Origin of the sequence: Colwellia sp. BRX8-9 (assembly GCF_014077245.1) — a bacterium.
Classification (GTDB): domain Bacteria; phylum Pseudomonadota; class Gammaproteobacteria; order Enterobacterales; family Alteromonadaceae; genus Colwellia_A.
Window position 1 is genome coordinate 92,434 of sequence record NZ_JACGVN010000012.1, and the last position, 18,760, is coordinate 111,193.

The 18,760-nt window shown below is 35.7% G+C and carries 13 protein-coding genes; 7 read left to right on the forward strand and 6 right to left on the reverse strand.

The window, feature by feature from the left end:
* Window positions 1–84: 84 nt before the first annotated feature.
* On the reverse strand, window positions 85–450 hold the full coding sequence (locus H4J70_RS11850; protein ID WP_182218560.1) for a diacylglycerol kinase: 366 nt from the start codon (window positions 448–450) through the stop codon (window positions 85–87).
* Window positions 450–2,147, reverse strand: coding sequence for a phosphoethanolamine transferase (locus H4J70_RS11855; protein WP_220467878.1), 1,698 nt, complete (start codon window positions 2,145–2,147; stop codon window positions 450–452). Before H4J70_RS11855 ends, H4J70_RS11850 begins: the two co-directional genes overlap by 1 nt.
* A gap of 175 nt (window positions 2,148–2,322) precedes the next feature.
* Between H4J70_RS11855 and H4J70_RS11860 the strand changes: the two genes are divergently transcribed.
* A complete protein-coding gene (locus H4J70_RS11860) occupies window positions 2,323–3,090 on the forward strand; it encodes a DUF3108 domain-containing protein (RefSeq protein WP_182218558.1) in 768 nt (255 codons plus the stop codon).
* A gap of 666 nt (window positions 3,091–3,756) precedes the next feature.
* Here H4J70_RS11860 and H4J70_RS11865 read toward each other — a convergent pair.
* The 4 genes from H4J70_RS11865 to H4J70_RS11880 all read right to left on the reverse strand — a co-directional run bounded on the left by H4J70_RS11865 (window position 3,757) and on the right by H4J70_RS11880 (window position 6,985).
* A complete protein-coding gene (locus H4J70_RS11865) occupies window positions 3,757–4,170 on the reverse strand; it encodes an ACT domain-containing protein (protein WP_182251198.1) in 414 nt (137 codons plus the stop codon).
* 27 nt (window positions 4,171–4,197) lie between these two features.
* Window positions 4,198–4,512 (reverse strand): multidrug efflux SMR transporter, encoded by a 315-nt coding sequence (locus H4J70_RS11870; RefSeq protein WP_182218554.1) that lies wholly within the window; start codon window positions 4,510–4,512, stop codon window positions 4,198–4,200.
* A gap of 374 nt (window positions 4,513–4,886) precedes the next feature.
* Window positions 4,887–6,311 (reverse strand): HAMP domain-containing sensor histidine kinase, encoded by a 1,425-nt coding sequence (locus tag H4J70_RS11875; protein WP_182251199.1) that lies wholly within the window; start codon window positions 6,309–6,311, stop codon window positions 4,887–4,889.
* Window positions 6,311–6,985: a response regulator transcription factor gene (locus H4J70_RS11880; RefSeq protein ID WP_182218550.1), complete on the reverse strand. Its 675-nt coding sequence runs from the start codon at window positions 6,983–6,985 to the stop codon at window positions 6,311–6,313. Before H4J70_RS11880 ends, H4J70_RS11875 begins: the two co-directional genes overlap by 1 nt.
* A 994-nt stretch (window positions 6,986–7,979) precedes the next feature.
* On the opposite strand from H4J70_RS11880, the gene H4J70_RS11885 reads away from it, so the two are divergent.
* From H4J70_RS11885 to H4J70_RS11910, 6 genes are all read left to right on the forward strand, one after another.
* Window positions 7,980–8,540, forward strand: a complete 561-nt coding sequence (locus tag H4J70_RS11885) for a CBS domain-containing protein (RefSeq protein ID WP_182222495.1) — start codon at window positions 7,980–7,982, stop codon at window positions 8,538–8,540.
* Between the two features lie 84 nt (window positions 8,541–8,624).
* The gene (locus H4J70_RS11890; RefSeq protein WP_182251200.1) at window positions 8,625–9,833 is read left to right on the forward strand and encodes an IS256 family transposase; all 1,209 of its coding nucleotides are present in this window, start codon (window positions 8,625–8,627) and stop codon (window positions 9,831–9,833) included.
* A gap of 413 nt (window positions 9,834–10,246) precedes the next feature.
* On the forward strand, window positions 10,247–14,806 hold the full coding sequence (locus tag H4J70_RS11895; protein WP_182251201.1) for a DUF6701 domain-containing protein: 4,560 nt from the start codon (window positions 10,247–10,249) through the stop codon (window positions 14,804–14,806).
* Between the two features lie 1,309 nt (window positions 14,807–16,115).
* The gene (locus tag H4J70_RS11900) at window positions 16,116–17,300 is read left to right on the forward strand and encodes a hypothetical protein (RefSeq protein WP_182251202.1); all 1,185 of its coding nucleotides are present in this window, start codon (window positions 16,116–16,118) and stop codon (window positions 17,298–17,300) included.
* A gap of 27 nt (window positions 17,301–17,327) precedes the next feature.
* Window positions 17,328–18,035: a hypothetical protein gene (locus H4J70_RS11905; RefSeq protein ID WP_182251203.1), complete on the forward strand. Its 708-nt coding sequence runs from the start codon at window positions 17,328–17,330 to the stop codon at window positions 18,033–18,035.
* A 74-nt stretch (window positions 18,036–18,109) separates the two neighbouring features.
* On the forward strand, window positions 18,110–18,469 hold the full coding sequence (locus tag H4J70_RS11910; protein WP_182251204.1) for a hypothetical protein: 360 nt from the start codon (window positions 18,110–18,112) through the stop codon (window positions 18,467–18,469).
* Window positions 18,470–18,760: the final 291 nt, after the last annotated feature.

The following is an 18,760-nucleotide window of genomic DNA, read 5'->3' on the forward strand; positions in this document are numbered from 1 at the left end:
ATCTCTAATAAAACACGATACTTACCTTAAAGTATAAAACTTAAGGAAAGCTTAACTTAAACTGAAGTTAAGCTTTTATGAGCATTACAGAAGTATTATTAGCCAAATGCTACTGGCGACAATAAGGCTGATCATCACTGCTGCAGATCCTAAGTCTTTTGCAAGCCCAGACAATGGATGAATCTCTAAACCAACCCTATCAACAACAGCTTCGATGGCGGTATTTAATATTTCTGTAAATATAACAAAGAGAATCGCCAGAACTAATATCACTTGTTCTTTGAAGCTTATATTAAAAACAAAAGACAGTGGTATGGCTATAATAAGCAGTAAAAGCTCTTGTCTAAATGCTGACTCATTGGCGTAAAGCCATTTAAATGCGCGTAGTGAATTTAAAGCCGCTAAATAGACTCTATGCAACCCTTTGGGTTTATTTATATTGTCAAACACTAGTCTTGAATCTCCATTGATTTGTCTTGGGTTATAGTGGTGCGTGCTATAGCACCTTGTGATTTACACGCCAGAAAAGGGTCATTATCAATATAATATGCTTTTGTTCGAACTGACATAATACTAAGTAAAGTGTCAAAAACATTGTCATGAGTTATAGGTGATTTTGCGGATGTTTTCAAGCAATTAAGGTCAAAGTCATTTTGCATTGGGTCGTTCCAATAGATCATGGGAACATGGGTTTGCTCCTCTGGAGCGAAGGCGTAGGGCAAACCATGTAAATAAAGTCCATTCTCACCAAGTGATTCGCCATGATCTGAAATATAAAGCAAAGAAGTTTCAATATCATTTTTCTCAGCCACTTGATTTAACTCATTAATAATTTTTGAGAGTACCAAGTCGGTATAAGCGATAGTGTTGTCATAACTGTTAATAAGTTGCTCTTGTGTACAATTTTGAATATCGCTGCGTTGACAATCAGGAGTGAAAATACGTTTGTCTTTAGGGTAGCGTTTAAAATAAGTGGGTCCGTGAGAGCCAATCATATGCAGTATGATCATGGTGTTTTTATGGGTTAGTTCATTAAGCTTACTTTTTAAGGGCGCTAAAAGTGCTTCGTCATAGCAGTACTCACCATCACACAAAGGGTTTGATTTGTTAGTGTCTATTTGTTTCGTTTTTACCCGCGTGCAAACGCCTTTACAACTGCCGTTATTATTACTTATCCATAAAACGTCAGCCCCCGCTAAGTGAATAAGATCTACAACATTTTGTTGTGCCATCGCAACACGTTTGTCATAACCCGTTTTATTTAATCTTGAAAACATGCAGGGGACAGAAACAGCCGTTGCCGTTCCACATGAACTCATATTTGAGAAAGAGACAACACCTTGTTTTTCGGTATATGGGTTAGTCCGTTTACTATAGCCATTTAGTGAAAAACTTTGAGCGCGAGCTGTTTCTCCTAATACCATTACGGTGACATGCTTTTTCTGACTGTCACGCACTATTGATGGTGTTGTATCTAAGACCTTAAATTCTAATGGTGGATAAAAATAATGATTTCGGACAAATTTGAATGACGAAACCACCATTTTATAAGGGATGATGTAGGTAATAAGGTCTTTATTATTTCTGCCAACAGCCGCGTAATTTGAATAGAAAAAGACGCCTATTAAAAAGACCGAGATAAGACTTAGGCCAATGATTTTTAGTCGACTTAACAGTTCTTTGAAAAAGGGCTTATAAATTAATTGTACCGAATAAATAATGAACGAGGGGAGCAATCCAAAAAATATAAAGAATATAATAGCGTGAAAATTTATGTAGGACCACGCTTCAGCCGTGTCGGTTTCTATAGTATTTTGCACCATACCGTAATCAAAAACGATCCCGTATGAAATGGTGCCATAAAATATTAAAGCAGAACAAATCACCGTAGCGATCAACAAAGGTTTAGTTAACCATCTAAATGAAAAAAGCCCTTGAATGATCATGGTTAACGCTAATAAAAATATTGGCAATGACACCAGAAAGAATAAATTATAGTTATCAAGCGCCGTAATAATCGTTGTGGATTTGATCAAAAAAGGTAAATTCAAGATCAGTGCTATGTAGCAACTGGTAAAGAACAATAATTGATTCGTTGTTAATTTTATATTGTTGAAATAAGAGATATATTTAATTATTAAATTCATAAAAACACCTATGGGTTAGTGTCTTCATAGTAATAATACAAACTTAAGGTTCGCTTAGGCTAAACTGAAAATAGCCTTTAAGATAAAAATCAATTTACCTTGGACGTGATTTACGCTAAAAAGAGAACGTTTTCCATGTGATTTTTCTGCATCACCACCACAAGGTACTATTTGGATGTTTCTCTACTCTCATTTTTTACGCTCAACTTATATTCGAACTTATATATTGTCCTGTTTAGTTATGGTCAGTTGTTATGCACAAAGTACAGAGAAACCCACTGTAGCGAATAATGCCACTTTGGCAGAATATACAGCGCATTATACCGTTTATCGAAAAGGTGATAAATATGGAACAGCAGAGCGGATGTTATCAAAAACTGCTGATAATCAGTATAAATTGACATTTAAAACGGAGGCTTCAAAATATTTTTATGTTATTAATACCGAAGAATCTAGTGAGTTTTCATATGATGCTCAACAGATAAAACCAATAAAATATACCAGCAAAGATGAGCGAACATTTAAGAAGACAAAGAATCAAACGATTGAATTTGATTATGCTAACCAACTTGTTTTAGGGAGCGATACCGCTGAACAATGGTCGCTTGCTTTAAAAGCTAATATACTCGACCCGTTATTAGTTATCGAGAAATTGAGCCATGACTTACAAAAAAAAGAACAGCATTTAGAATATTTTGTTTATGATGATAATTCAGTTAAAAGTTATATATTTGAATATTCAGGTAGAGAAAAAATTAAGACACCAATGGGGCTGGTTGATACGTTAAAGGTTTCTCGAGTAAAAACCAATAGCTCAAGAAAAACCCATTTTTGGTTAAGTGTCGAGCATAACTTTATTCCTTTTAGAGTAGAGCAAGAAAAAGAAGGTAAAGAAGTTGCAACACTCGAATTAAAAAAATTGATAATACCTGCCGTAAACTAGAAGAATCTTAAATAGGTGATTCTTCTAGTTTACCTATTCGGTTAAAGCGTGACTAGATTAAAATTCAAGCCTCAGTTTAGTCAAAAGGCGAAGAGCGTTTTGTTTTAAGCTGTCTTTTATAAAGATTAAGATTAGTATTTTTAAATTGAGTCATGTCATCTGGCATTCGCCACTAAATCGATAGTTTAGATAAAAGGTGGCCAGTGTTAAAAAACATATTTGTAACGAAACTGAACGACATTGGCATTTATTTCAATAATAGGTACTTCTTTAGGCATTACTTTTTTGAATAATAACATCGGTTATGCCACCCAATTATATTAGAACTTTCGATTTCTACCATTGACTACTGCGACCTAATACATTGACCAGCTAATGTTATTTAGGTTAACCACCAACTTTCAGAAATAAATCATCATCATTTCTGAAAAAGAGTCGTTAATACTCATTTTTATAATAGTAACTGTTCCGATTAAGCGACGTTAGCATCAATATATTATTAGGCCACTGAGCATAATCATAAGTCATAGATGCGGATTTATCCTAACTGGCAACTAAGCCAACATTGAAGTCATTAGGGTTTTAAATTTGAAAGGCAACCTCTGACAAAGTAGATACTTCAGCAGTATACAAACCATGTAATGCCTTTCAATAACCAGTACGGTATTAACCTGCAATGCCTTGTTGAGTCAGTGCGTTAAGATCAATTAATGCTTGTTCTGCATCCTTAACGGCAATAAAAACATGATCATGATAGTAAGCAGCAACCACATTTGCACTAATATTGGATTGCGTCAATTTAGTAGAAACCGCAGCGGTTAACCCAACTGCATCAAGGCTTGAATGTACATTCAATGTAATACATTTAAAAACACCAGAGTAAGAAATGTTAAATTCATCGGCTTTTTCTTTCGTCAATATAACGGTTAATCCTTCCTTTTCTTGAAAAGTGCTTATAGGGTTTAGCAATAATACTTGTTGATAATCATATGTCTCAAGAGTACCAAACACATATTCATCTTCGATTAAAACAGGCGTCATTGACGCGATTAATTTTGCTAAGTTTTTTTCACCAGACATATATATTTCCTAAGTTTAATTTTTGTATTAATTAGATATTTTTAGACCAACCACACCAACAAAGATCAAACAAAAGAAAAACAATTGTTGAATTGAAAGTGGTTGATCAAAAAAGTAATGGTTTATGATTGAAATTGATGACGCACCTATAGCTAACCAAACGAGGTATGCTTGGCTAACAGGAATGTCTTTTAATGCTATTGAGAACAACACTAAGCTAAGCGTCATTGAAAGAACAGCGAATATTACATATGGGATATTTGTAAAAGATTCTGATTTTTGAATACCAACTAACCAGCCAGCTTCTAAAATTCCTGCGAGAAATAAGATGAACCAATACATATAGACACTCTATTAAATTTAGGGGTCGTCCCCTGAAAAAATAGAGCGGTGAGGTCGTCCCCACATCGATACTGATTTAACGCACTGGCACATTAACAAATAAAATTGATAAAGGGAAATAGCTATTATATCTACTTATGATCGTTATGGGGGCATAGTTAAAGTTAAAAGTTTTATATCATCAATGTTTGACAAAATATTAATGGCAGCTTAGTTGCATGGTAACTGCCTTGACGTTTACGAATTATCGTAGCTTTATCGCAAATATTTAATTTTAAAGCGGTAAACATAAATGCAATTGAGTGGTACTGATGGTCGTTATTTTTCATAACGCCACAAGCTTAGTCATAGGCTAGATAAAATAATACCGTAGATCATATTATAATAGTAAAAGTAATACGTTGGTCAGGTGCTATTGCTACGTCTAAAATAGCCCCTATTCTCTCACAGTAAGATTTAACAATTGCTAAACCTAGCCCGTACCTTTCTTCGGATGTTCTTGATGAATCTTTTTGCCACAAAGGTTCAAAAAACATCGTTAAGTCTTGTTCTGAATATTCAAAACTGCTGACGTTTGAAATATCCAGCCGTATTTTATTGGTATTTTTTTCTGGTCTTACGGCAATAATCACCGGAGTTGTTTCTGGGCTATAGTAGAGCGCATTATTAATCAGATTAGTTAGCACAGTAGTGAAAGCAAATTCATTGGTCTGAATATAACCACATTGCTTACTAAAGCTAAGGGTAATATTTCTGCACTGCTTATTTTCAGAGACCATGATTGTCTTAAGTAACAGCTCAACATTTACTTGTTGTTTCTCTAATTCAGCTTGATAAGTACTTTTTTGCAATAAAAGTATCCCATTGACGATATTTCTTAATCGCTGTGTGATCGCAAGTACATCCGTCTTAAAGCTTGCGGCTAACTGCTCTTCATGAGGGAATTTTATTGCAACTTCACTTAAATTAAGTAACTCGGCGATTGGCGTTTTTAACTCATGTGCAATATCAGAGGTAATTCTTTTTTCTCTGGAATAAAGAATTTTATTCTCGCTGATAAAATGGTTAATTCCGTCTGCTATTGCGATAAGTTCTTCGGGGAGTTGGCTAGTTGATATGGTGCTAATTTCAGAATTTAAATTAATCTTTTTCAGTTTGATATTTAACTCATCGAGCGGTTTTAACCCTCGCTCAACAACATTAAAAACGATAATCCTTACCGCGATAACCGCGAAAATCGAGGTCAATATAAAAATAATATCAACAAACCAAAGAATTTGATTTAAGCCCTCGTTACTCGTTGCATAGGCCAACTCCATTGGCTTTTGAGTTTTTGCAAAGAACGCTTTTGTTATTCCGTATTCTTCTCTCACATCACTGTCGATTTGAGGGATGAATTTTGTGAAATACATCCGGCCAGAACGCCCATCGGGTAGCGTTATATTTGTTATTGATGATTTGTGTAGTGTAACGTCTAACTTGGGTAAGTCGTTATTTTCAAAAAGCTTAAGTGTTTCAGAGCGCTCAAATACCTTGTCATCTCGCCATAATTGAAAATATTCAGGATCGTTAGCCCCTGAAAACTCAGGCATAAACTCATCAGCAAAATCAAAATCTACTTTGTCAGGATGCTCGCTTACTAAGGTTTCTAATAAACCGGCTTTATTAATCATCGCGCGGTCAAACTGACTGCTGATCCAACTATCAACACTAATATCAGTAATTAAAAAGAGCGAGACTAACAATATCGATATTGATATTGATATATATCGACTTAACTTTTTCTTAATAGAAGTCATTAATTTTTCTCAACAAAATAGCCGAAACCACGCTTGGTTTTTATGGGTAAATCATGACCTATATCTCTTACTTTTTTTCGGGTAGTTGATAGATGGGCTTCAATGGAATTTTTTGCTACTGCATTGTACTGGCCGGCTAGATAGTCACTTAGTTTTTCAGGAGAGACGACTTTACCTTGATTGGTAAATAAACATTCAACAAGCTTATATTCATTAGGTGTTAAATGGGCATCGATGCTATTGCATAGCAATTGTTTTAAATGGATGTCTAATGAAAAAACGCCAATATTAATTTTGCTGTCATTTATATTTAAGCTGCCTCTGCGCATTAAGCAAAGCAGACGAACATGGAGTTCATCGAATGAAAACGGTTTTGTTAAATAGTCATCAGCGCCATTTAGTAAGCCTGATATTTTATCCTCAGTCAGATCTCTTGCTGATAGTATCAGTACCCTTAGGTCTTTATTGGCTTTTCTTATAGCTTTTAATATTGCAGTGCCATCAACAGATGGCAGCATCAAATCAAGTATTAGTAGCGAGTAATCACCAGCTAAAGCCATACTCAGGCCTTCAGAGCCATCGCCAGTATCATCTACCGTGAAACCTAAGTTTGACAGCCCTATTTTTAGACTTCTTCTTAATGAAGTTGAATCTTCAATAATTAATATTTTCAAGGTAAGCCTATAATAAACAGTTTCTCTTTGTAGAAGATAGCAGAGTTAACTTAAGATTTGCTGAGTTTTTACTTAGATTATGCTGTTAGATATAACCAGTAGATAGCCTAAATAAGCGCTATCTAAAGTGTCATTTAAGAGAAATTACATGTGAAAAAGTAACTTGAAAATCATAGAAATAAAAAATTACATTTACTGACTTGAAAAAATAAACTTGTCACTCAATATATATTTAATAGTAATTTATTTTGAGAACCGCTTGAGTAAATTTATCTTCGCCATACTTTTATTTGTTATAACCAGCTCCCATGGAGAGTTAGGATATAGTATTGGCGATGAAATAAACTCGAACATTGCTCAACAATTCACTCTTGAAGTCTTCACTGATATCGCATGTGATGCAGAACCTGATGTATTGCTTATCAGCAATAAAACAAATAATCGCATCAACCAAGTTACCTATCTATTTAAAATCTCAACAAACAAAAACATCATATTATTGAATGACAAATTTCAATACCTGCACCCAAGAGCTCCTCCCTTAAAAATCGTATAAATTTCATTGCTTTTAATCAGGCCATTTAAATATTGATTTTTGACCTAATCTCGACAATTTTTTTGTGGAGATTTATTTAAGATGCTATCAACGATATTTTGTTATTAAACGTAGGACGCAAAATTAAAATCCTACGTTAATAAAATCGTATAAACCTTAGTATACACACACATTTAATTCATTGTGTTCACGTTACTTTTGAGCTTGATAGTTGTCGAAAAGGTCATGCTAAGTTCGGCTGTCATATTTCATTTACTAGGCAGAAAAAACATCAATATAAAAGTGATTTGTAATTATACAAAAGATGCTTTTAATCAAGCGTTTAATTAACTGAGTAACACGATTAAAACCTTGATTAAGCAGCAGGAAAATATCATTTATTTAGTATGTGTTTTTCTGTTACAGACAAGATGATTCTTAATAAAGTGAGTAGTAATTATGACCAGTTTACAGTTATTTGATTTAGATTTAATAGATAAGATTATATCACCAGAAGATTTTAACAATATATCTTTAACATCGCCAGCTACAGATATCTTTACTGATTTTAAAGAACATAAGGCGTTAGTGATTGAAGGGGATACTGATGCTGCCGATACTTTAAAGTTGATGCTCAAAGCACATGTAAAAATGAAAATAGTTGTGTCAACAAACAATGATTTTTTAGGTATAGTGAGTACCAATGAGTTGTCAGAGCAAAGTATCGTAGCAGAAGTTGCGAAGGGCATTGCTAGAGATGAAATACTAGTAAAAGATATGATGATACCAAGGTCTATGCTACACGCACTTGATTACAAAGATATTGAAAATGCTAAGGTTAATGATGTTGTTTCAACATTAAAAAATTATGGATTACGCCATTGTTTAGTTGTTGATAGGAGTAATCACCATATAAGAGGTGTTATATCTTCGAGTGATATTGCGCGTAAATTACATTTACATATTGATATTATTACTAAAACCTCATTTAAAGATATTTTTGAGGTAATTCATGGATAGATATTAACGACCATAAGACCCTGTAACAAAATCTGTGTAACTGCCTATTATTAATACCCATGTAGGGTTAAGGATAGGCAGATTATGAATAAGAAAGAACTCGAAGCGTTTGGTAAGCAAGCGGCTAAATCAATTAAGACGGAAGCAGACTTAACTGACTTTCGTAGAATGTTAACCAAGATAACGGTCGAAGCAGCACTTAATGCTGAACTAGACGAACACCTTGGTTACGCTCGCCATGAACAATCTCAGCAAAATAACTACCGTAATGGTTATTCATCGAAGACTATCAGAACCGAAGATGGTCAAGTCGATTTAGATGCCCCACGCGATAGAGATTCAAGCTTTGAACCTCAACTTGTGAAGAAAAACCAAACCCGCTTCACCTCGATGGACGACAAAATTTTATACCTGTATTCCAAGGGCATGACCACGCGTGATATCGTCGCTACCTTCAAGGAAATGTACGATGCTGATGTGTCACCCTCGCTTATTTCTCGTGTAACGAACGCCGTTATTGAGCAAGTGATTGAATGGCAAGCCAGGCCACTCGATGCGATTTACCCCATTGTTTATTTGGACTGTTTAGTGGTTAAAATCAGGCAAGACAAACGCGTTATTAATAAAGCAGTTTATCTGGCTTTAGGCGTCAATATTGAAGGCCATAAAGAATTGCTCGGCATGTGGATATCCGAAAATGAAGGGGCTAAGTTCTGGCTCAACGTGTTAACTGAACTTCAAAATCGAGGGGTAAAAGATATTCTCATCGCCTGTGTCGATGGCCTTAAAGGTTTTCCTGATGCCATTAATACCGTTTATCCCCAAACGCAGGTACAGCTCTGTATTGTGCATATGGTGCGTAATTCATTGAAGCTTGTGCCATGGAAAGATTATAAGACTGTTACTGGTGACTTAAAGCAAATATATCAATCAGTAACCGAAGAAGAAGGCTTGATGGCGCTCGACCAATTTGAGCAACGCTGGGACAGTAAATACCCCAGTATATCGCGTTCGTGGCGCAGTAACTGGCAAAACGTCAGCACAATATTTAACTATCCTAATGATATACGCAAAGCCATTTATACCACCAATGCGATTGAGTCATTGAACAGTGTTATCCGTAAGGCTATTAAAAAGCGTAAACTATTTCCGCATGATGATTCGGCTAAAAAAGTTATCTATTTAGCGATTGAACAAGCATCTAAAAAGTGGACGATGCCGATAAGAAATTGGAAAACGGCCTTGAATCGTTTTATGATTGAATTTGAAGACCGTTTGAAAGATGTTATTTAAACCTGGCAGTTACACAAAATCTGTTACAGGGTCGACCATAAAGATAAATAATATCTTTATGGTCTCGTTATTTAACAGGTTTATTAACAGTCGTAAGCTATAGGTTGTTTGAATCAGTAAAAATGGATACAAGTGAGTATCCATTTTTATTTAGTGGTCAGTCAATTTCACCTCTTTATATTGCAACTTTAGCTACTTAGCGTTACCTTTGCTTTATTTTGTTAACATTGCCTATATTTTATTTTTTGCCAAGACAGAGTTTTGATGATGAAAGCTTTCATCAAGCGACCAAACTTATTTGTTGTAAAAATGGCAACTTGTTGATAAAGCAAAATACAATCTAAGATTATGTCAATATGTAGATGCATTTTAAATGCTTGTTCTAGTCAGATAGTATAGGGAAGGATCACACCGTGAAAAACGTATTAATATTAGCTATTTTGTTACTTTGTTTTTCACTGCCGAGTCAAGCTGAGAGAGTTATTAATAGTGTACTACTTAATGGTACTCCAACTACAATAGTTTCAGCGAGCGAAACAATATCAGTGCTACTTAATGTCACTACCGATGGGAACGGTGATAATGGGCGTTGGCGATCCACTTCTTACATATTAAATGGTACGACTACTTGCAATAATGACGCTAATATAGAACGTGCGGGCACTTATAATCGTGGTTTTGATATTACTGCACCTTCAACAGCAGGTAGTTATACTATTTCTTTTTATGCCTATAGAAAAGATGGTTGTGACACCAACAAAGAAAGTGATGTTTTTTCAATTACATTTGGTATTACGGTGATTGGAAATGAGCCCGATATTTCTGTTGATGATATAAGTATTGATGCTGGCGATATTGCCACTTTTACTATTGAGCTGACGAGTAGTTACTCCGAAGATATTACCTTGGATTATGCCACCTCAAATGGTGCTGCTACTTCAGGAACTGATTATACGAGCGCTAATGGCACGGTAACGATATTCGAGGGTGATATCTCTAGTACAGTAAATATTATTACTTCACCTTTAGGGAGTGGTGACTTTACTCTTACATTAAGTAATGCAAGTGCAGGTTCTATCACTGATGCAACTGCTACTGGAACAATTGTTAAAGCCGCGAGTTTAATCTTAGATTACCGTTTTGATGATTGCAGCTACACTGGGGCTGATGATGAGGTTTTTGATCAAACGGGAGATTATTCTGGTAAAACCTTTGGTGTATTAGATCCTGTTGATGATGCTGTTATTAATCGGTCACTCGACTTAACTGCTGATGGCATTAATGACTGGGTTATGGTGCCTAGTGGTTCTGTTAATGGCCTAGATGACTTCTCGGTGAGTTTCTGGGTTAATACAACTGTAGATAAAGCTCAGCAGGAAGTTTTTCATGCATTAGGTGATAATGAAAACGATGATGAATTAGAGGTGTTCCTTAAAGATGAATACGAAGTTTATATTAAAGTTAGAGATAACAGTGAAACCTTAACAAGTAGTATCGAACTCACTGATGGCTCATGGCATCATATTGCCCTTACCCGAAGGGGTGAAGATGTTTGCTTATTTGTTGATGGTAATGAACAAGATTGTGATGATGGTGTTAATAGCGGTGTTTTATCTGTCACTAATAGTAATGCAATTGTTATTGGCCAAGAACAAGATGAATTTGGTGGTGACTTTTCTGTGGCTCAAGGTTTTGAAGGAAAACTAGATGAGTTTCAAATTTATGATGCTGTACTTAACTCCGATAGAATAGCTAATATATATGCCAAGCAAAAAGCCGGTGACAATGCCGATGGCTCAACGCGCGACCCAGTAGCTTGTGGCGAAATTGAAGTGGTCGCAGGGCGTATTACCTTAAATAACACAGCAGATAACCCTTCATTTACTCATGTTTGTTTTGATACACCTTTTTCAGTTGCTCCAGTGGTTTTTAGTTTACCTACTACTGCGAGTAATAGTGATCGCCTTGCACTTAGGATCAGCAATGTTACAGAAAGTGGTTTTGATATTGCTCAGGTGGAATCACCAGAAAAAGCCAACCCTAGCGCACCCGCAGGTAACATAGCTCAAACAGTAGATTTTTTGGCTATTGTAGAAGGAGATTATGATCTAGATGGAGGTGCTAAAATGCGGGTGAGCACATTGGATACTAAACGTTTTCAAGGGAGATATTTTAGCGGTAGTTCTTGGGATACTGTTGATATTACCGATTTAGGGTTTTCACAACCACCCTCTATCATTGCATCCATTCAGACAATGAATAATGAACCCAACGTAAATAATCCAGACGGCCCTTTCCCTATTTCAGAGCCCTTTTTAGTTACCGCTATTAGAAGTGTTACTAAAACTCAGTTTAATATGGCTTTAGATCGAGCAGAAACAAACACAGGAACTATTGCTTCCAATGAAACCATAGGTTATTTGGCTATTACCCAAGGTGTTATTGGACAGCTAACGGATGATATAAGATATGAATCTTTTCAAACAGGCAATAATATCGAAGGTCTAAATAGTTGCCGTATATTCAACTTAATTGGCAGTTATAGCGACAACCCACTTATTATTGCCACCCAGAACACTCGTAATGGTGGTGACGGTGGTTGGCTAAAACGGTGTGCTATCTCACCTGTAAATGTTGGGTTTAGTATTGTCGAAGACAGTGACAGAGACACTGATACTTATCACACAAATGAACAAGCTGGTGGTCTAGCATTGGTCGGTACTTTCAAGGATTTTACCAATAACTGTGGTGATCCTATTATTGATCACTACGAAATTGAACATGATGGGAGTGGTTTAACTTGTGAAGCTGAAAGTATCATCATAAAAGCTTGTGCAGATGCCGATTGTAATACAGTTAACTTAGACGCTACGGACGTAGAACTAGCAATTAATGGTATGGTAAATCAAACAGTGACCGTTGTTGGTCGCACCGGTGTCAGTTTTGACTTCACCAATCCAGGAGCGGCTACATTAAGCTTAGATCAAACTTATAAGTGTAAAAATGATGCTTCAGCAAGCTGTGATGTAGTTTTTGAAGATACTGGTTTTCGATTTTTCTCCGATACAGAAGGGACAGCTATTCCAGAGCAATTATCAGCCAAGCCCTCAAATACTGGTTATAAAGCGAGTACATTAAAAGTACAAGCGGTAAAGAAAAACCCTACAACGGGTGCTTGTCAGGCAGCATTTATTGATAGCAACACTATTGAAATGCTAGCAACTTGTGTTGACCCTAACGAGTGTGCAGGTAGCCAAGTAACAATCAATAACTTAAGCACTGATATCCCTATTAAAACTTTAAATAATGCGGCGAGCAAAACGTATACGGGTGTGGCTCTTAATTTTAGTAACGAAGCCGTAAACAGTGCAGAATTTATTTTTACTTATCCTGATGCGGGCAAAGTACAACTTCATGCTAGATATAATATTCGTGATGAAAATGGCGACCCAACAGGTAATTATATGCTCGGTTCGTCTAGCGCTTTTGTGGTTAGGCCGCTTGGGTTTTATATTAATGTTAATGGCAACCCAAAAGCACAGAGTGCTAATCAAGTTAATAGTGCTTTTAAAAAAGCAGGGGATGATTTTACTACAAGTTTAACAGCCGTACAGTGGCAAGCCACAGATGACAGTGATGGAAATGGAATACCAGATACAGGTGCTGATTTATCTGATAATACCACTACTGTTAACTTTGGTAATGAAGCCACATCAGAAAACGCTATTATAACCGATAGCCTTTATCTGCCAACCCTAGGTACAGAAGGGGTTTTAACCAATGTCAGTTTTACTGATTTTAGTAATGGTATTGCTACTAATGGTGTTAATAATAATAAAAGTATGACTTATGACGAAGTAGGTATTGTCAAATTTGCTGCAAATTTAACGAATGGTACTTATTTAGGGGCAGGTGATATTACAGGAGTAGCACCTTATGTTGGTCGCTTTATCCCTCATCATTTTGAATTAACAACGGGTCTGGATGGCGATCTAATGTCGGTTTGTGATATTAATAACCCCTTTCCAGCAATGACTTTCGCTTATAGCGGGCAAATGAGTAGAACATCGACATCATCAATTTCAAGTAAAGGATCGTTGCAATATCAATTTGCTCCTGAATTATTCATTACGGCAAAATCATCAATCTGTCCTAGTGGAACTTGCACAACAACAAGTAATTACACGGGAGATTTCATAAAACTTTTACCGAGTAATGTTACCTATATTACGCCAACAGAAGATGCTGACACTCTTGATTTACTTGGTGCGAAAGTTAAGCTTACTGCCAATTTAAGTGAAGGGGTTTTTCTTGAAGAGAGCGGAGGAGTTATTACTTACGCATTTAACGCTGAGGATAACTTTGTTTACCTTCGAGATCAAAATACAGAGATAACTCCTTTCCCAGCTAAAATAGAATTAGGAATTGCAGCCGTAAGTGACACAGATAGCGTAGTCGCTATTGACAGTGATGGTGATACCGATAATGGTCGCTTATGGGCTTTGAACCCTGAAGGGAAAGAAATTCGTTTTGGTCGAGCTTCTCTTAACAACAGCTTTGGTCCAGAAACGTCCCGTATAGGGCAAGTTTTATCAGTAGAGTATTTTGATGGCACTAACTTTGTTTTAGCTGATACTGATACTTGTATCCAATACAATTCGACTAATGTTAGTTTCGGCTCGCTTAATGATGTTGGCCTTGATTCTGCTGATATTCCTGCTGTTTCGGGTGCATTTGTAGATATTGATGATTTACCTAATGGCGTAACGCGACAAATTGTTTTACCTGCTGTAGCATCAGGGAATCAAGGAAAGGTAGAAGTCATCTATAACATATATCCATGGCTGCAATACGATTGGCACTGGAATGGTGTAGAAGTGAAAACTTTAAATGAAAACCCTAGCGCGATAGCCACCTTTGGAGTCTTTAGAGGAAATGATCGAGTTATCTTGTGGCGAGAAGTTATTAACTAATCATAGGTGGGCATAGTTAACAAAATAGCTTTGTGCCTTTATTATTTAAAGGATGAAATATAAACCCTATGCTCTAACAACCGCTCTCTAAATTATTAAAGTTTGGGTAGAAAACGTTTATTGCTAGACATCACGCTTAAAAATAACCTTTTTAATCGTCTCATTAATATTTTTGGCATACGCTAATTAGTCATATTAAAAATGCTTTTTAAACCACTTTAATACCGCATATACTCCGCGCTGATCCTGTTCGATGGTCGGCGAGTGACTCGTATCCTCAAACTCTATATATTGAGATTCAACTCCAGGGGATTGACCTTCTCTAAACGTAATTCCCCCTTAAACAATCGCTACATCCTTGTCTGCGTTACCCTGTATGATTAAGGAGGGAGGATCTGCACAATTATGGATCTTCATGAATAATTAGAACTCTCGTTCAGGATTTTCTTGGCTGTAGCTAGATTGAGTTAAATCGATTGAAAAATTTTCGTCAAAAATCGTGAGAAAACTATAAAAAACGTCACAAAAAATAAGGAAATTTAAAAACCTCCTAAGCTATGTACTGAATGGTCACTTATTAGCCATTAGCGGACCTTAAGTTTTTGTGAATCCATGACAATGTTATAGGTAATATTACCGAGATCTTATGCTCGCTTATCAGACAGATTTAAGGCTCAACGCCGACTGTGAATTTCAAATCGGACTGACAACGGATAAAACACCGTTAGTACTCATATATTAAATTTTATTATCTTGTTTCAGTCGAAATCCATTAAGATATGGTATTGATGCTTATTTTTTAAAATCAGCACGTTAATCTTGAATCGGTATCAACTGATGACATATCAAACCAACTGATTACAAATTATCGGCTTGGTATCGATGATTCTACTGGTAATGCGGCTTAATTGCATGAATAACAGCTTGCAATACAATAACAACCCTATTGTTTTCCTTTCAAATTTAATATGCCGATTAATCGGTAACTAAAAAATAAAATAAAATAACTATTAGCTATGATTAAATATTTTTGATATCTTTGTTAAAAAATTATAAATCATTGTAATATCTACGAAGAACTTCAACATCGGCTTATTAAATAAACAACAAAATCATTTCCAGAAACTTGTATCATTTAGCAACGACTTCTGCAAGCTTATTATTGCCTGTACTTAGCAATAATAATAAACGCAGTTGCTAACAAATATAATTTTAAGGCTTTTTGTTCAAACTGTTTTTTAATTTTTTAACTATGACGAATAACTGTAGATAGTATTAATAATTTATTTCAAAGGAATGAGTAAGGGTTATGAAAAAAGTAGTATTTTTAGTTTTATGGATGGTATGCACTAATAGCTTTGCCACGACTTGGACAAAGTCTTTCCAAGTAGATTACGTACTAGGAGATGGAGATAGCAAATCCACAGCAAGGGAGTTAGCCATTGAGCAGATAAAAATTAAGGCCAGTAATGAAGCCGGCACTTATATTCAAACAACCAGCACCCTTAAAAATGATTCATTAGAAGAAAGCATTCAAGTTATCAGTGCCTCTATGATTAAACTAACCCATATTAAGGAAAAGCTAACAACCAAAAATAATACTATCACTTTAACTATTTCAGCTAACGCCAACATTAATGAAGAAAAGTTAAAAGATAGAATAAAAGCGATACAAGGTGATAAAGCAAAGGCTAAACAAATAACTAAGCTTAAAAAGGATAATGATCTGTTGCTAGTTGAGCTGAATACAGTCAAAACCTTATTAGCGCAAAAAAATGTTAACACTCAACAAGTATCAGCTATTCTAAAACGCCAAACCAACCTCATTAATCGCTTTAAAAATAATGCTTCTGCGGTTTCCCGTGTTTTTAGTAAAGGCACACTTTTGCAAATGGCTAAAAAAAGTTCAGGAAAGATTGAGCAAATTAAAGCACAACTCGAAACTGAGTTTTTTGGCCCTATGATGGAGACAAAGGTTAATGCAGAAATTACTGATGTTATAGAAAGTGGCAATGGTTACACGGCATTAGTTAATGTTAGCTGGAAAATGCCATCAACATTATCATATAAAACGTTAAGCACCCACTTGTCAACATATGAGTTTGATAAACGGAGGAATAAACCCATTCAAGTAGAGGATTTAAGCATAAGAGATTCCTCAAATACTGGAACCGATGCAAAGACTTCGTTAACTGAGCTTTTATTCAGCTATTTAGGGCGCCAAAGTGTAAATATTCAAATCAACCTAGGTTCAAAAAGGTTTTCGATACCGCTTGTTTGGTCTAGGCCTTCAGGATCATTTTCTGCATGTAGTTCAGGAAAAGGGAAGTTTTCTTTGGATAGTGGTCAAATCTGTTTTCGTGCAACACAAAAGAAAAATGAAGACTTATCTGGTGTAGGTTACAAAAATGATGCTAACCCAATCAAATTTCACCTAACACGCTCAGAAGCTGAAAACATCACAACTATAGAAGCTAAAGTTACTCGAAGCTAATTAAAATAATAAATAGGACAAGACTCCATGAAAAAAACGATACTGTTAAGTGCTTTTATCAGCACAGCTATACTCTCTGGTTGTTCATCTACAGTTAATGAAGACATCGTTAAGCAACAAATGGCTCTCGAACAGCAGCGTCTTGAGCTTGAACAACAAAAATTAGAAATTGCTCAAGAAAAACGAGAAGAAGAAATTGATGCTATCCCTAAATGGGCCTTAGCGCCTCCCCAATCCGATGGTTCAGGTTTTTATGCTGTAGGTATTTCTGAAAGTAACAAGCTTTCTTTTGCCATGAAAAAGGCAAAAATGCAGGCCGAATTTGAACTAGCAAAGCAATACAAACAACTACTATCAGGCTCTGAAAGGTCATTTGAAAAAGAAAATGATAAAGGGGAAATACAGTCTCAAACTGAAATTCTTATTGATAAAATTATTGATGAAGTACCTATTGTAGGTTACGACGTTGTGAAGCAGGAAGTCAAAGCTCAGCAAGGTAAACACGTAGCGTATATTTTACTTAAAATGCCGTACGAACAATATAACAAAGTATTACAAGAACAAAAACAAGATAGCACAGAAGCTTCTGTAGTTAAGGCATTCGACGATTTCGAACGTCGTTTAAATAACCGTCGAGCACAAGAAAAAGAAAAACAAGAGATTAAGCATCAGCAAAAAATTGAAACAGAGGCTACACGCAATAAACAATTAAATTCTATATCACCAAGCAGTTAGGCATTAGAAGGAAAGTAACTTTTAAAGGTAGAATATAGGCTGTAAAATACAAGCCTATATTTTGGAGAGTATAAATGCTTTTACGTTTTTCTTTATTGTCTCTGTTAGCTATTTCCTTTTTTGTCAACTCAGTTGAAGAGACAATAAAAGGGTGTGCTTCTTTAAGCCTTAATAAGGAGGAAGCAACTAAAATAGCAATAATAAGAGCACAAGCAGAATGGGTTAAATTACATAAAGGCATTAAAGTTTCTGGCAAAGAGTCAGCAGTTCTCTATGAAAATGATGTTAAAGATCATATCGATCAAGAAATAACTATTCATAGTATAGGAAACATGGATTCTTTCGATGTAGTAAAAAGTAAACAGTTATCAATTGATTCAGAACCACATATTTGTGTTTACCTAAAGCCTAAAAACATTAAGCTTAACCCTTGATTTAAAATACAAAAAACCTCCTGTCGAGTGTCTATTGTGGTGGCTTAGTTCTCTGTCATGACCAAGATAGATTGAACACTCTAAATAGCTCAAAAAACTATCGATGCTAATGTCAGCTATCGTATCTTTGCCGTCGTTAGGCATTAATTGAGCCTTAGGGTAACTGCTAGCCATATATAGTCATTAAACCTTTGCAAAGTCATGATGATATTCAGGGAAATACTAACCGGAATTTACTGCTCACTTGTGGGGCTGGTTTAAGCTCAGGCTGTGTGAAAACTATTTTGAACT

Coding starts and splice junctions, on each gene's coding strand:
- H4J70_RS11855 (WP_220467878.1), bottom strand. CDS start 2,147: ATGAATTTAATAATTAAATATATCTCTTATTTCAACAATATAAAATTA.
- H4J70_RS11860 (WP_182218558.1), top strand. CDS start 2,323: ATGTTTCTCTACTCTCATTTTTTACGCTCAACTTATATTCGAACTTAT.
- H4J70_RS11865 (WP_182251198.1), bottom strand. CDS start 4,170: ATGTCTGGTGAAAAAAACTTAGCAAAATTAATCGCGTCAATGACGCCT.
- H4J70_RS11870 (WP_182218554.1), bottom strand. CDS start 4,512: ATGTATTGGTTCATCTTATTTCTCGCAGGAATTTTAGAAGCTGGCTGG.
- H4J70_RS11875 (WP_182251199.1), bottom strand. CDS start 6,311: ATGACTTCTATTAAGAAAAAGTTAAGTCGATATATATCAATATCAATA.
- H4J70_RS11885 (WP_182222495.1), top strand. CDS start 7,980: ATGACCAGTTTACAGTTATTTGATTTAGATTTAATAGATAAGATTATA.
- H4J70_RS11890 (WP_182251200.1), top strand. CDS start 8,625: ATGAATAAGAAAGAACTCGAAGCGTTTGGTAAGCAAGCGGCTAAATCA.
- H4J70_RS11900 (WP_182251202.1), top strand. CDS start 16,116: ATGAAAAAAGTAGTATTTTTAGTTTTATGGATGGTATGCACTAATAGC.
- H4J70_RS11905 (WP_182251203.1), top strand. CDS start 17,328: ATGAAAAAAACGATACTGTTAAGTGCTTTTATCAGCACAGCTATACTC.
- H4J70_RS11910 (WP_182251204.1), top strand. CDS start 18,110: ATGCTTTTACGTTTTTCTTTATTGTCTCTGTTAGCTATTTCCTTTTTT.